Source organism: Chitinivibrionales bacterium (assembly GCA_014728215.1).
Classification (GTDB): domain Bacteria; phylum Fibrobacterota; class Chitinivibrionia; order Chitinivibrionales; family WJKA01; genus WJKA01.
Map to the genome: position 1 here is coordinate 77,248 of WJLZ01000086.1, position 15,603 is coordinate 92,850.

The window sequence follows — 15,603 nt, forward strand, 5'->3', positions numbered from 1 at the left end:
TTTGCTCCTAACGTTTCAAAGATTCTCTGACCGCTTCAGGATTGAAGTTTTCATCGTGCAATGCCGCCCGGACAGCCTCAAGCAGATCATTTTTCGAAAACGGTTTTTTGAGCAGATACAAAATGCCGTCATCGCTCATATCTCCCGCCTCACTGCTGGTACTGTATCCGGTTGTCAGAACGGCTTTGATTTTGTTATGAATCGCTTTCAATTCATTAAAACACCGGCTCCCGTTACATTCCGGCATGATCATATCGATTATTGCCAGGTCGACTTCGGCAAAATGCTCTCTGTAGTAATCAATCGCCTTCCTTCCATTAACAAAAGTGACGACCCTATATCCCTGTGCCTCGAGTATATCCCGTGCCACATCACGTATGGCATCCTCATCATCAACCACCATAATTGTCCCCGAACCATTCCGCTGGAGCGGTTTGTATTCCGGAGCAATGTGTCTGCCGGCTTCCGCCACTGAAGCCAAGGGGAGATAAATAGTAAACACCGTTCCCTGTCCCGATGCACTATCCACTTCGATATGCCCCCGATGATTTTTAATCGTGCCGTACACACCCGCCAGTCCAAGACCGGTACCCTTTCCCTGTCCTTTGGTAGTGAAAAAGGGATCGAATATCTTTCCGATAACATGAGCAGGTATTCCCTCACCGGTATCGCTTACGTCTATACAGATGCATGGTCCGGGTTCTATTTCCTCCGCTCTGCTCAATTTTGATTGCAGCGAAATATCGAGACATCGTGTCTTGAAAACGAGCTTGCCACCGCCGGGCATGGCATCACGCGCATTGACTCCCAGGTTTAAAAACACATTGAGTAGTTGATGAGGATCACCGGTAATAATTGATCGTTCGGCGTTGGGCATAATCTCTATCGATATCCTTTTGTCGATTGTCCGTTCGAGAAGCGTTACAGCCTCTTTAAGGGTATGATGAATATCGGTTGGATCATTGAGATATTTCCCCTGACGGGAGAATGCCAGCAATTGCTTTACCAATGCACCAGCCCTATTGGTGGCCTTGATAATGGTATCCATCCGCCGGCCAAGGGTTTTATCGACCGGCGTACCACTCTCATCGACATTATTTTCTCTGACCATATCCGCATATCCGAGAATGGCCCCGAGAATATTATTAAAATCGTGTGCCACCCCCCCGGCCAAATGCCCCAGCGCTTCCATCTTCTGTACATGCCGCAGACGGTTTTCCAGTTCCTTTTCCTGACTTATATCGTGAAGAATCGAGAGCTGCGATGTTTTACCGTCGGGGTGGTTCAGAGGGGCTGCTGTAACCCGAAATTGCTTATGGAGCGCATCGCTTTCAATATCAAATTGAACATTTTCTCCCTTTTTTATTTCCGCCAACCGGCACCAGGAGCAGGGTGATGTATTGCCGAATATGGAAGCATAGCATTCTTTTCCCAGGGGATTGGAACCGATCAGCCTGATCATCGCCTTGTTGACATATTCAATTCCATAATCGGGCGAGCATATATATATAGGATCGACCATGGAATCCATCATGGTTTTATATTTCTCTCTACTCTCTTCCAATTCCCAGGTCCGCTTTCGTAAAAGCTCTTCAACCTTTACAAAGGCTCGTTCCCTCATTATTTTTTCGCAGAGAATCACCGGATAATTATCAATAAAAGGCGGCTGAAGACATGCATCCGCACCAGCCTGTACATAGTGTTTGCATAATTCTTTTTTCGAATCGGGTATACAGCAAATAAGTGTGACAGTGTAATCCATTTGCCTCATTTCCTGAATTGTTTCCTCTACCCCCCCCGAGAGAGAATGGTCATCAGAAATCACCACGACCGAAGGTTGGGCATTTTTATATTGCTGTATCGTGTGGGACATGTCGGAAGCGGTAATTACTTTGTATCCATGAGCGGCAAAAGCATTAACCAGTTTTTTCCGATCGGCCGAAACCGGGCCTCCTATGAGTACGCTTGTTTTCTTTGATTCCCTTTTTTTTTCACGAAGGTTTTCGATTGTATTCAACAGCGATTCCGGATTTACCGGCACGGGCAAAAATGCATCCGCCCCGATTTCGCTGCTTACCCGGTGAACATCTTCATCCTTAAACACCGCAGAAATCATGATCACCGGTACCGAATTAAGCTTCTTATATGTTTTGGATCTGATAATCTGGCAAAACCGCCATCCATCAATACCGGGCATTTGAATATCGGTTATAATGATATCCGGTGGAGTTCTTTTAGAAAGCTCTTCCAATGCATATTCGGCGCTCGTACACGGAATAATTGTATAACCATGTTTTTCCAGCAAAGCAGTCATAGTAGTAAGCTGGGTAATATCGTCATTGATAATTGCTGCAGACCTGGTTGCTTCTTCATTCATTATTCAATACCTGTCATTTCTTATTGCGACGTTCTGTTTTAGATCAAAGTAAACCGAGTTCCTGTAATTGAGCCTCGAGCTTGGCACGCGTGATCGGTTTGACCAGATAGCCTTCACATTGATGCCTAAATGCCTGCATGATGTTTTTTTTGTCATCCAGAGCAGTCGTCATGACAATTTTAACACCATCCGAACATCGAAACCCTTTTTCTTCCTCCAATTCCCGTATTTTTTTCAATACCTCATGCCCATCCATCTCGGGCAACATGATATCCAGAAAAATGAGTTTGTAAGGTTTCTGTTCGTTCCAGGATATTTTTACAGCGCGAACAGCCTCTCTTCCATCAACGGCAACATCACATTCACCATAGGAAAGCAGCATATTCAACAGTAATTTCCGGCTGTTAAAATCATCTTCAACCACAAGCATTTTCATCGACTCTCTCCTTTGCGTACAAAAGCATTCTCTTGGGATCTATTGACGACAATACAATCCTTAATATTCTGAACTCCAGTTCAAGTTTTTCGATAAGCTGTGTAATTTCACCGAGATCGGCGTTATGTCCCGCCTCCTGGAGTTTTGCCGCAATGTCAGCCATCGACCGGGCTTCAATATTTTTGCATGCCCCTTTGATTTTATGTGCCTGCCTGCTTATCGCTTTGCAATCGACAGCAGTGAGATGTGTCCATAATGACTGAATCTGAACCGGAACATCACCCAGAAAAACCTTCAACACTCTCCAAACCAGCTCTGCGTCACCTTCCATCCGGCTGGAAAATTCGCGACGGTTGAACACCTCATTCTCCACGATAAAACTTTTCTTCAAACCCTTTCGTATCGTTAAGCATTTCTCAGAGGTTTTTACCAGCTCAAGCGCTTTTTTGAGATTCTCTGATGTAATCGGCTTTGCAATATAATCGGTCATACCCGCTTCAATACATCTTTGACGGTCTTCCGACAGTACGTGGGCCGTCATGGCAATGATCGGTATCGAGCGGACAGGAGAAGGTAATACGGGTGAATTGCGGATAATCCTTGTTGCTTCAATACCATCCATGAGCGGCATTTGAATATCCATAAAAACAATATCATAGGACTTCGATTTTAATGCCTCCAGTACTTCCTTTCCGCTCTCGACAATATCAACCGTACATCCTATACGATTGAATATATACACCGCAACTCTCTGGTTGGTTTCATTATCTTCGGCCAGCAAAACTCTTGTTTTCCGCCGTGTAACATCGATTTCCCTGCACTTTTCAACCCTGCAGTTCTCCATAGGTGGTTCATTATTGCGACATGCCGCTATTATGGCGTCTTTTAATCGCATTCCTTTGACCGGCTTTTGCACAATTGCCGCTGTGCCGATTTTGTATTTATCAGTTAGATTTGATGTACCCGGAAACATTTCATTTATCACAATGGCTTTCATTTGAAATTCATTGTTTATCTCCGGTTTTTCGGAATAATATTTTTCGAGCAGCCTGGATTCAATGATCGCAGCAAGGTATGGATTTTTCTGCTTCAAATCCTTTCCATTTTCCTTGACAAGGGCAGCGATATCATCACAATTTTCTGCAGTCCCGCCCCAGAAAGTGATATATTCCACCAAAATATTTCGCAGGGATTTACTTTCAACCGCAAGCGCAATCTTTTTGTCCTTAAGCGGTGGTGAAGGAGACAGAATAGTTTTTTCTTTTCCGGCTTTTTCGAAAGTCATGGTAATTCGAAACAGAGTGCCCTCTTCCTCGGTGCTCTCCACTTCGACTTCACCCTGCATGCAATCGATAAGTTTTTTTGCAATGGCAAGCCCCAATCCGGCGCCTCCATATTTTCGGGTTGTCGAGGAATCGATTTGACAAAAAGATTGGAACATAAGGTGCATGTTCTCTTCTTTGATACCAATACCGGTATCCTGTATCTCAAATTCGACAAGTACATGAGAATGCGTTTCATGTTTTTTTGTAGCCCCGATTCGAACTTCACCCCGGTTGGTAAATTTCACGGCATTCCCGGCGATATTCAGGAGTATTTGCTGCAACCTTGATTTATCGCCGAAAAGCAGATCCGGTATTGCAGGATGCTTGAAACAGATAAATTCAAGTCCCTTATCAAAGGCATGTTTGGCCAGGAGATCTGCAATCTCATCACAAACCTCTTCAAGAGAAAAGGGCCTGTGCATGAGATTCATTTTGCCGGCTTCGATCTTTGAGAAATCGAGTATCTCGTCGATTAACTCAACCAGAGACCGTGACGAGTTATTTATGATATCGAGATACTCGAGCTGTTCTGTTGTCAAATGTGTTTCCCCTATCAGTTCGGCCATACCGATAATACCGTTCAGGGGCGTCCTGATTTCATGACTCATATTCGCCAAAAACTTACTTTTTGCTTCATTCGCCTCCTTTGCATCCTTGGCAAATAATTCGGCATGGGCAACCGTTCGAGCAAGTTTTTTGTTTATCCTCTGCAGCTCTTCCTCATTTTCTTTCCGTTCGGTTATATTGCGAAGTATCCCGGAAACACCGACAATCTCACCCTCGCTGTCTTTCCGGGCTTTGCTTCTGTCTTCAAACCAGTAGGTTTTTCCATCCTTTGAAACCAGTCGAAATTCATTCGCACCATCTCTGCCATTACTGATTAATTCAAGAAAATTCAGATCTACGTCTTGTTGACTTTCAGGATGGATAAACTCCAGAATATTTTTATCCACAAGCTCTTCCTGAGTATATCCATAACTCTGTACCTGCGGACTGATGTATATCAGGTTGCCGTTCAAATCGGCAAAGTAGGTAATATCCTCGGTATTTTCGATCAATGAACGATAGCGTTCTTCACTTTCACTCAAACGCTTTTCTAAAGCAGTCCGCTGCTTATGTTCTCCGGCAAGTTTAAGCGCTGCAGAAATATGATGAGAGAGGTTTCTGACCGTGGGGACAAAATATTCGGCTTCCAATGGGGCCGAAATACAGATAATACCATTAATTTCCCGGTCAACATAGATAGGAGACATGGCCATTTTTCGTGACCAGAAGTCGGTTATTTCGCCTATGCTTTCCACCGCAGCGCCAGGCACAAGCTCACGCATTATTTCTCTACCGTCAACAAGTACAGTTTCACCCTTACAGACAGTCCGTTGGTAATGTTCCGCTTTGGTTAAATCAATCTCAAGATTTTGCAGTAAAATACCTGTCGTTTTTTCGGATGCTGCAATGATTGCGGGTGGAAGTGTTGTACCAAATAATCGCAACCGTGAACTGCGGCAGTTTGCGACGAAGATAGTAACAATAAAGTCTTCCATTCTATTAAATTCTTGTATAACTGTTTCATAAATCCGGTTTTCATCGAGATCGGCATACAATTTTGTACATACCCGTTCGGTGAACTGGATAACAGTCAGAAGATCCGTAAATTTCTCGTTGAGTTCTGTCTTTTTCATTATTACGTTCTTCTATGCTTTTACATAAACCGATGGCTTGACACATTTAAATCCACTGAGCATACCCGTCAAGCTCTCGGCATGGCCAACCATGAGATACCCACCGGGTTTCAGAAGGCGATAGAATTCGTTTAAAAGCCGTTTCCGCACCTCGTTATCGAAATAAATCATGACATTTCTGCAGAATATCGTATCCATAGGTCCTTGCATGGGAAAGGGTACAACCGACAGATTGAGTCTTTTGAAAAGGATCATTTTCTTTAACTGGTCCTTTACTCTATACACTGCCGTAGTGTTTCTTCCTTGTTTAACAAAATACCGTTCCCGTAAAAAGGGAGAAACATTTTCAATTTTACGGGCCGAATACTCACCAGCCATACTTGCAGCAAGAATTCGTGTCGAAATATCGGTTGCCAGAATCCGCATGTCGGACGTCCGGCCATCCAGGGTCTGGAGAAGAGTCATTGCGATCGAATAGGGTTCCTCTCCCGAAGAACAGCCTGCAGACCAGTACCTGAATCGCCGCTGCCCCTGTTCGAGCCATTGAGACATCGCTTCGCTTAAAAAATCAAAATGTTCGTTTTCTCTGAAAAAGTGCGTGACATTGGTTGAAACAGCATCCAGCAGTTGAACAATTTCTTCACCGTTTTTATCATTCTGGACATACTGCAGATACTCTTCATGTTCTTCCATACCAAGTGCCCGCATACGTTTGGCAATCCGGGCACTCACCAGGGCTTCTTTTTTTTCATTAAGAGAGATACCGGCGGCGGCATAGATGATATCCCGGAATTGAATGAATATCTTTTTATCCATCAGCACAACTCATTGTAAATGGTATTAAAACGACAACCCCTCTCCTTCCTTTCGTGAAGGAGAGGGATTGTCCATATGATGCTTAACCAATAGATGCAAATTCTTTACCGTCATTTTATTGTCACTTTTACACTTCGTATAGATGACCATTTTGGAAAAAAGCCGGTTTTACATATTCGACAACATATCAACTTCATTTCCCGAAAGTACCCGCTGTATATCGAGTAACATCTTTACATTTTCACCGAGCTTTCCTATGCCCATGATAAAATCGGTATCGATACTTGATCCGAAAGTGGGCGCTTCCTCAATTTCATCGGGCTTAATATCCAGAACTTCCTTAACTTCATCGATAATAATACCCATAGTCACCGGATTCCCCTTGGACTCGATCTGTACGACAATTATACAGGTCTTATCGGTATCTTCCTGAGACGCCATGCAGAATTTGGCCCGCAACTCGATCACGGGAATGACTTTTCCCCGCAAATTGATCACGCCACGCACGAATTCCGGTGCCTTCGGCACTTTGGTTATCTTCTGCATCTGGATGATCTCCTGTACCTTGAGAATCTCAAGACCGTACTCTTCGTCACCCAGTATAAAGGTCAGATATTTGCCGGACAGTTTCTTTCCGATATCCGATACTTCGGCCGCTGTATCAGTATGAGTGTTTTGTGACATGAAACACACCTCCTTGGGGGATTAAAATCGAAATTCGAAATCCGATACTCGAAATCCGAAATCCGAAACAGTATGGTAATTATATTGAAAATTCGATATCCTGGTAGCCCTCTTCATTTTTTCTTTATTCCCCTGCCAGTTTTACTATTTCTCCGATATCGAGGATGAGCGAAACATTGCCGTCACTCATGATAGCGCCGCCGGCAACACCCGGATGATCGCCCAGACCGTGGCCCAGGCTTTTAATTACTACCTGTTGCTGTCCAAGAATCTCATCGACCAGAAGAGCGATCCGTTTACCGATCATATCTTCCACAATAATGGCAATACCTTCTCTGGGGTCGGTTTTTGTCCCATTGGTTCCGAAAATCCCGGACAATCGTACAAAGTTGAGCAACTCACCCCGCACCTTCATCATTTCACCTCTGCCCATGATCGATTCAATCTGTTTCTCCTGAGGCTTGAGTGATTCAATAATCGATAAGGTCGGTACGATATAGGATTCCTCCTTAAGCCGCACAATCATACCATCGATAATCGCCAGAGTCAGCGGCAACCTGATCGAAAAGGTCGTTCCTTTTCCCGGTTCTGATTGTATTTCGACGGACCCCCGTAGGGACTGTATATTTCTCTTGACAACATCCATGCCGACCCCTCTTCCGGAGACATCGGTAATTTTCTTCGCCGTCGAAAAACCGGGGGCAAAAATGAACTGGTAGATCTCCTGGTCGGATAACTTGTCATCCTCTCTGGCCAGCCCCTGTTTTACCGCTTTTTTTAATATCGAATCCCTGTCCAGCCCACGGCCGTCATCGGAAATCTCGATATAAATGCTTCCCGCCTTATGGAAAGCACTGAGTTTGACAATACCGACAGGATCTTTTCCGGCGGCAATACGGCCTTCCTTCGAATCTTCAATACCATGGTCCACCGAGTTGCGAATCATATGAATAAGGGGGTCACCGATATTCTCGACAACAGACTTGTCAAGCTCAGTCTCTTCGCCGTCAGTAACAAAATTAACTTCCTTCCCGGATTTTTTCGAAAGATCCCGTACCAGCCTGGCCATCTTCTGGAATGTGGATTTAATCGATACCATTCGAAGGGCCATTGAAAGTTCCTGTACCTGGCGCATGATCAAGCTTGTTTGAGCGATCTTTTTCTCCAGTTTCTGATTTCGTGCTTCCATAACAGCCGGATCTGCAGCAATCATCGATTGAGCAATAACCGCTTCACCGATAGCATCGACAAGCTGGTCCAGTCTGTCAACAGGGACCCGTATAGTTTCTTCCACAACCGGTTTCCGGGCCGCATTCTGGCTCGCAAGTGCGCCCGCAACTTGCCGGCTTGACGTTTTTTTGTTTTCAATAAGTATTTCACCGATTTTTCTGCCATCACCTTTTTTCTGAGCCTCCAACGCTCCTTCAATTTCTTCTGCCGAAATAGTTCCTTTCTCTACAAGAATTTCTCCCACCTTTTTATCGGGTGATGACGCCGGTGCTATATTCGGTTTTTCACCGAGCGAACGGGGTGAGGCCAACCTTTCCATTATGCTCCGGTAGGATTCAGGTAACGAATAGGCTTCACCACTCAGGGTATTTTCAACAATAGCGATAAACTCTTTTAAACAATCCATCGATTCGAGCAGGAGATCTATATGAACCGGCTCAAGTATGAGATTTCCCTTGCGAGCCATATCCATTACATTTTCCATGCTGTGAGCAAGTTCACTCACCTCTTTGAGCGCTAAAAAGCCCGCAACCCCTTTAACCGTATGGCAGGAACGGAAAATACTGTTTAGATGTTCGGGATTCGCCGGATCATTCTCAAGCTCTAAAAGCAGCGATTCCCCACTATTGATATGATCCCGTGATTCGGTGACAAAGTCTTTAATAAGCGAGGGATCAACAGCTACACATGCTTGTTCAGGCTGTGCATTCGATTGAGAAGAAGGTAAGGTTGTTGATGGCTGTTCTTCACATGAGGCGGTAGCTTGTTGATCCCCCGTGGCGTCAGTGGGGACACTTTCCGTGTTATCACGGCCGCAGTTGTTTCCAAATACAGCAGTGGTATCTTTTTCGCTTATATCGGCAACCGATCCTGATGTCAAATCACTTATTCGTGAAGCAAGCAGATCCTTGAGTTTGAAAAGGTTATCCCCTGTAAATGATCCGTTTTCAAAAGCCTCTTCAACATCATGAATAAGTTTCGAATAATTTCTCAGATCCAAAACACCAAATTCACCTTTCCAGGTATGGAGGACTCTTTTGATGGCGCCTTTGGCCTGAGGAGCTCCTTTCTCATACTCCAGAATATAGGCTTCAAAATCTTCCACAACCGGCATCTGTTGTGCCGCAAACCTGGTGGCAAGCTCCTTGAGATCCTCGGGGAAATTAATTGTCCCACCCTGTCCATCACCGGATTTCATACTTACGGCCCTGTCGCTTTCAACATCCTCATCAAAGGAATCGATAAGCTTTTTAGCTGCGTCATTATCCTGTTTCTTTTGCTGTTTGCCGGTTTTCTTTTTCCCTTTGTCGCTATTGTCTTCCCCGCTGTTATCATCCGGATCAGCTACTGTTTTGTTCCCCTCTTTTTTAACTTCACCGTTGTTATCCATGGCAAAGAGGGCTTTGGACATCTTATCGACACATTCCCCCAACTTTGAACATCCGGTATCAAAAGCTGTCTCATCCATGATAATATTTTCGGCCAGCTTTGCAGCGCGGTCGGCCATACTGCAAAATGCCTTCGGCAAATTGTCCGTCCCCGCTAACTGTTCCATCGCTCCCATGATCTCCGTAAGGGAGGTAAGATCGGATTTATCTAAAAGGGGCAGTTGTGATGCAACCCGGTTCAAGGTTTTTTCAATAGAATCATTTTTTTGAGTCATGTATTTCTTACTCCCCCGAGTATCTTTCATTTCGTTCCCGATACATTTTCATTGGAAACGGCAGTAGTTTTATCTTTTTCCAAAACTTTATACACAACAGCTTTCAGGTCGGGAAGGTTTATTGGTTTCACAAAAAAGAAGACCGGCGACAATTGGCGTGCGTTGCGTTCAGTCTCTTCGGTTATGTCGCCGGTCATCAGAATAGAGGGGGTATCCCATCCTCGAGCACGCAATTCGGGAATTAACCGTTCACATGATTTTCCCGGAAGATGATAATTTCCGATAAAAAGATCAAAATTTTCCCTTTGCATCACTTCAAAAGCATCATTACCGTTATCCACGATAGAAACATTACAACCGATATCCCCTAGATATTTTTTCAGCGCCCTGAGGCAAAAATGATCATCATCCGCCAGCAATACCCTATACATAGCTATTCTCCTTGACTCGAGATTATTCCCTGCTATTTCACAATGTGCTGCTCAAGAATCGATATATAAAGATCAAGAAAAGACCGTGAATTGAAATGGCGCTTAAAATACGGTCCGCTTTTTTCAAAGGTGTCGTCATAAAGAGCATGGATATATCTGGTAAGCAATTCATCACTCCTAAAACCATTCATTGTTTTCCCTTTCTCTGTGCAAACATCCTGTTCGTACGATACCATGACATACTCCTTTAAAATGGTTGTCTTTTCGGAGATCATAATCTAATCAATTATCATACCAACCGCACTGATTGCCCTTAAAAGACAAAAAAACAGCCAATTGTACCTGTTTAAACTCATAGCCTGCTCTATTGGTGTATCATTCCGACAACACTTTTTTCCGCAAGCGATATATGACCTGTCTCATGATGATACAGGTTAAAAAATACTGATCTTCAGATATGTAATAAACTACTGCAAGTGTTTAATTTACAGGCAGTTACAATCTACATACCCCGACGATATCAGGGTGTATGATTTTGATACGGAAGGATGAATGGTGAGTGGTGAAATACAGCGATGAATAAATGAAAGGATACAATAATGAATGGAAATCAATAATACACATTCGAGAGATTCAGTTAACTTGCAGCCTGGGCTGCACGAAACGTATCGGGAGAAATCTCGAGTTCTTTCAGTTTACGGAGTAAATTTGGCCGATGCATTCCGACCTCACGGGCAACATGACTTACATTCCCCTCATGTTTTTGGAGCATCTGGGTGAAGTACTTTTTTTCGAACTCGCTTTTTGCCTGGGTGTAGGGAAGGCTCTGCTCTTTGGTTTCTTCGATATGAAGGACCGATTTGACGACACTGCTGTTTATTCGTTTCTGGTCTCTTCCCCGTGCGCAGAGAAGATTGACCGTATGTTTCAGTTCCCGGATATTCCCCGGCCATTTATTCTCGTACAGCAAAGCCATGGCATCGGGGGTAATTTCTTTTCCACTATGATATTTTTTCAGAAAGTAGCGGACTAAATAGGGAATATCTTCCTTATGATGAGGCAGTGACAGGGTTCCTATTCCCGCGCCTTTAAGTCGATAATAGAGATCTCTCCGAAAAGTACCTTCTTCAACCATATCTTCAAGATTGCGGTTCGTCGCACTGACTATCCGGATATCAACTTTTCTCGGACTTACATCCCCTACCCGTACATACTCTCCTATATCAAGTACCCGTAAAAATTTTGCCTGGACAGAAAGTGACAGTTCACCGATTTCATCCAGAAAAACAGTCGACTTGTTTGCACTCTCTAAAATCCCCTGCTTGGAAGAGTGTGCACCGGTAAAGGCACCTTTGGCATAGCCGAAAAATTCAGATTCTTCCAGGTGATGCGGAATGGCGCCGCAGTTGATGGTGATAATCCGTTCATTGCCCCTGCTGCTGTTGTTGTGAATCGCATGGGCAATGATCTCCTTACCGGTCCCGGATTCTCCCTGAACCAACACCGGGAAATCACCTGCAGCCATGAGGAGAATTTCGGTGCGTAACTTTTTAATATACGGTGAAACCCCGATAAGCCCCAGGTCATTGTTTGAATCGACAGTCAAACCGATCTCCTGATTTGTTTCAACCGTCCGCCGCTTCTCAAGAGCGCCATAAACCGAATACCGTAATTGTCTGAGCGAAAAGGGTTTGATTATAAAGGAATCGACCTCGAGTTCCTGCATCTCTTTGACCTTTTCATTATCAGGGAACGCGGTAATGACAATAACACTGGTGGAGGGGGATTTTTCTTTGATAAATCTCACCAGTTCGATCCCGTTTACCCCCGGCATATTCAAATCGGTGAGAAGCAGATCAAAGTCGCTTTTTTCGATATATAACTGTGCTTCAGGAACATTGTCGGTTATTTCGAGGGCAAACCCTTCTTTATTAAGAGTATTCTGTATTATCTCCCTCATTGCAAGTTCATCATCAACAACAAGGATTTTTGCCGAATTTTGCATAATGAGACAGGAATTAAAGATTACAGGAAAACAGCATGAAGTGTGTTCATGGTGAAAAGTGTATCATGTTTAAGTGAGGATGTCAAATAAAAGAGGAGGGTTCGGGAGTCCGGCCATACCAGGGGAACGATGGCGTCAAGGAAATTATAGCCCATATTCCGAGCGACATAACTGTCTGGTGCATCGGCGTGGTCATCCAACCGGATTCGCTGATTCAGGCACAATCAAGCATACTTTTCTATGCACGAATTCAACATCCAAAAAATTCTTCTTCGAGCATAGCACACAAAGCATGGTACACCGGCATATGCAGTTCCTGTACCTTGAATGTTATCCGGACAGGCACCCGGATAGCAACATCGCAGATATCATTCATCACCCCACCATCTTCACCGGTCATGCCGATTGTGTATACGCCGAACGCCCGGGCGATTTTTATGGCATTGACTACATTGGTAGAATTTCCCGAGGTACTGATTCCTATAAAGACATCACCGGCAACACCGTAGCCGTACACCTGTTGTGCGTATACCATGTCATTGCCGATATCATTGGAGAACGCCGTGGTGAGTGCGGTCTGGCTGCTCAGGCAGATTGCCGGGAGCGCTCGCTGGAGATTATTTGAAAGAAATTGCCAGTCGGCTGCGCCGGATTTTTTCAACCGTTCCATATCCTGTTCAGGAATCTCCCTTTTAATAATAAAACCTTTCATCAGTTCACCGACAATATGCTCCGAATCTGCAGCACTTCCGCCGTTGCCGCAAACAAGAAGCTTTTTGCCGTTTTGATAGCAGGTGGCAATATAGGAAAAAGCTTTTTCGATATCATTCTTGCAGCCCTCCAAAGAGGGATAGCTTGTAATCAGATTGTCGAGTGTTTTGGCTGGTTGTTTTTTCATGCTAATCCTTCCTGATCTAATTATCATCGTCCTCTTCTTTTCTTCGAGGACGATTTTTTAGTGTGTTTCCGGCAAGACTTTCACCGCCCCAAGGTCCGCACTTGCGGCAAACAAACCATAGGCCTGCAGGGCTTTTGAAACGGTCCGGTCACGAACAGGTTTGAATGCTTTCTTTCCCTTTGCCTCCTCTTCTTTCCGGCGTTGGGCGAGTTCACCATCCGAAACTTTAACATTCAGAGAACGGTTCGGAATGTCGATCTCGACTGTATCGCCTTCACGGAGCAAACCGATTTCTCCTCCTGAAGCGGCTTCGGGGGAGACATGTCCGATTGACAACCCTGCGGTACCGCCGGAAAACCGACCGTCGGTGATAAGGGCGCATTCTTTGTCGAGATGAATTGATTTTATATACGATGTCGGGTAGAGCATCTCCTGCATTCCGGGACCGCCTTTAGGACCTTCATAAATAATAACCACAACATTGCCGGGCTTGATTTCACCATTCAGGATACCATCACATGCGGCATCCTGGGAATGATAGACCTTAGCCGTTCCGGAGAATTTATATATCGAAGGATCGACGCCAGCGGTTTTGACAATGGAGCCCTTTGATGCGATATTTCCGAACAGCACACACAAGCCGCCATCCTTGAAATAACAGTGCTCCATATCCCGGATACACCCCTTTTCCCGGTCGGTATCCAGCGAATCGTACATGGCATCCTGTGAACCCAACACCAGATTTCTGCCTTTCCCGCCGGGAGCGCTTTTCCATTTTTCAAGCGCTTCAGGCACAACTGTATCACGGGCAATATCATTTGCATCGAGTGCATCACCAAGGGAAGGATAATCGACTCGGTTTACCGAAGTAGTAAGTAATCCGGCCCTGTCCAGTTCGCCCATGATCGAAAGAATACCCCCCGCACGATTAACATCTTCAACATGGTAGGATGAACTCGGGGCGACCTTGCAGAGAACCGGGATTTTACGCGAAAGGCGGTCGATATCATTCACAGTAAAATCGACACCGGCCTCCTGGGCAACCGCAAGCAGATGGAGCACGGTATTGGTTGATCCGCCCATGGCTATATCCAGTGACATGGCATTCAGAAAAGCATCCTTGATCGCAATCGACCGGGGTAACACACTGCTGTCGTTGTCGAAATAATAGCTGTTGGCCATTTCCACAATCTGTTGAGCCGCCTTCTCGAAAAGCCTGATCCGGTTTTTATGGGTAGCGACGATTGTTCCGTTTCCAGGCAAAGCCAAACCAAGCGCCTCGGTAAGGCAATTCATCGAGTTTGCCGTAAACATGCCGGAACAGGAGCCGCAGGTGGGACAGGCAACCTGTTCGATCTCAGCGACCTCTTTATCGGGAATGCTCTTATCGGCAGCCTTCACCATGGCATCGATAAGGTCATACCGTTTCTTGCCCCGGACACCGGCTTCCATAGGGCCTCCGGAAACAAAAATGGAGGGAATATTCAACCGCATGGCCGCCATAAGCATACCGGGAGTGATTTTGTCGCAATTGGAGATACAAATCATGGCATCGACACAATGAGCATTGCACATATACTCGACACTGTCGGCAATCAGCTCCCGTGAAGGAAGCGAATAGAGCATGCCGTTATGCCCCATGGCAATACCGTCGTCAATCGCAATGGTGTTGAACTCCGCAGCAAAACAGCCCTGTTCTTCAATAAGAGCTTTCACCTTCTGGCCGATCTCGTGCAGGTGAACATGACCGGGAACAAACTGGGTAAATGAATTGACAATAGCTATCACCGGTTTCCCCATCTGCTCATCTTTCATTCCATTGGCCCGCCACAAGCTCCGCGCGCCGGCCATCCTGCGGGTTTCAGTTGTGGTTGCGCTTCGTAATTTCGGCATACTATGGGTCCTTTCAGTATATATTCACCTTGTGTGCAATTTGTTTCTCAACCGTTCACTGTATAACAAACTAAAATAATATAAATTAATCTACGAGTGGCCGGCGGTTAAGTGCGTGAACCTCGGGATGAGTATTCAACCTTCAACTACAAACTTTTCCCCATTC

11 protein-coding genes are annotated in these 15,603 nt (G+C 45.0%); all 11 read right to left on the bottom strand.

Annotated features, from left to right (window positions below):
• Window positions 1–7 precede the first annotated feature (7 nt).
• The gene (locus GF401_06700; GenBank protein ID MBD3344735.1) at window positions 8–2,377 is read right to left on the bottom strand and encodes a response regulator; all 2,370 of its coding nucleotides are present in this window, start codon (window positions 2,375–2,377) and stop codon (window positions 8–10) included.
• A gap of 43 nt (window positions 2,378–2,420) precedes the next feature.
• Window positions 2,421–2,813, bottom strand: a complete 393-nt coding sequence (locus tag GF401_06705; protein MBD3344736.1) for a response regulator — start codon at window positions 2,811–2,813, stop codon at window positions 2,421–2,423.
• Window positions 2,794–5,817 carry a PAS domain S-box protein gene (locus GF401_06710; GenBank protein ID MBD3344737.1) on the bottom strand — a complete coding sequence of 1,008 codons (3,024 nt, stop codon included), beginning with the start codon at window positions 5,815–5,817 and terminating at the stop codon, window positions 2,794–2,796. The genes GF401_06705 and GF401_06710 overlap by 20 nt, the downstream gene beginning before the upstream one ends.
• A 12-nt stretch (window positions 5,818–5,829) precedes the next feature.
• The gene (locus GF401_06715) at window positions 5,830–6,633 is read right to left on the bottom strand and encodes a methyltransferase domain-containing protein (protein MBD3344738.1); all 804 of its coding nucleotides are present in this window, start codon (window positions 6,631–6,633) and stop codon (window positions 5,830–5,832) included.
• A 168-nt stretch (window positions 6,634–6,801) separates the two neighbouring features.
• Complete coding sequence (locus tag GF401_06720; GenBank protein ID MBD3344739.1) at window positions 6,802–7,317, bottom strand: chemotaxis protein CheW; 516 nt, start codon at window positions 7,315–7,317, stop codon at window positions 6,802–6,804.
• Between the two features lie 124 nt (window positions 7,318–7,441).
• Window positions 7,442–10,240: a chemotaxis protein CheA gene (locus GF401_06725; GenBank protein ID MBD3344740.1), complete on the bottom strand. Its 2,799-nt coding sequence runs from the start codon at window positions 10,238–10,240 to the stop codon at window positions 7,442–7,444.
• Window positions 10,237–10,641 carry a response regulator gene (locus GF401_06730; GenBank protein ID MBD3344741.1) on the bottom strand — a complete coding sequence of 135 codons (405 nt, stop codon included), beginning with the start codon at window positions 10,639–10,641 and terminating at the stop codon, window positions 10,237–10,239. The genes GF401_06725 and GF401_06730 overlap by 4 nt, the downstream gene beginning before the upstream one ends.
• Before the next feature lie 32 nt (window positions 10,642–10,673).
• The gene (locus GF401_06735) at window positions 10,674–10,877 is read right to left on the bottom strand and encodes a hypothetical protein (GenBank protein ID MBD3344742.1); all 204 of its coding nucleotides are present in this window, start codon (window positions 10,875–10,877) and stop codon (window positions 10,674–10,676) included.
• Between the two features lie 401 nt (window positions 10,878–11,278).
• Window positions 11,279–12,646: a response regulator gene (locus tag GF401_06740; protein ID MBD3344743.1), complete on the bottom strand. Its 1,368-nt coding sequence runs from the start codon at window positions 12,644–12,646 to the stop codon at window positions 11,279–11,281.
• 250 nt (window positions 12,647–12,896) lie between these two features.
• Window positions 12,897–13,544 carry an SIS domain-containing protein gene (locus GF401_06745; GenBank protein ID MBD3344744.1) on the bottom strand — a complete coding sequence of 216 codons (648 nt, stop codon included), beginning with the start codon at window positions 13,542–13,544 and terminating at the stop codon, window positions 12,897–12,899.
• Window positions 13,545–13,601: 57 nt separating this feature from the next.
• Complete coding sequence (gene ilvD / locus GF401_06750) at window positions 13,602–15,437, bottom strand: dihydroxy-acid dehydratase (protein ID MBD3344745.1); 1,836 nt, start codon at window positions 15,435–15,437, stop codon at window positions 13,602–13,604.
• Window positions 15,438–15,603 lie beyond the last annotated feature (166 nt).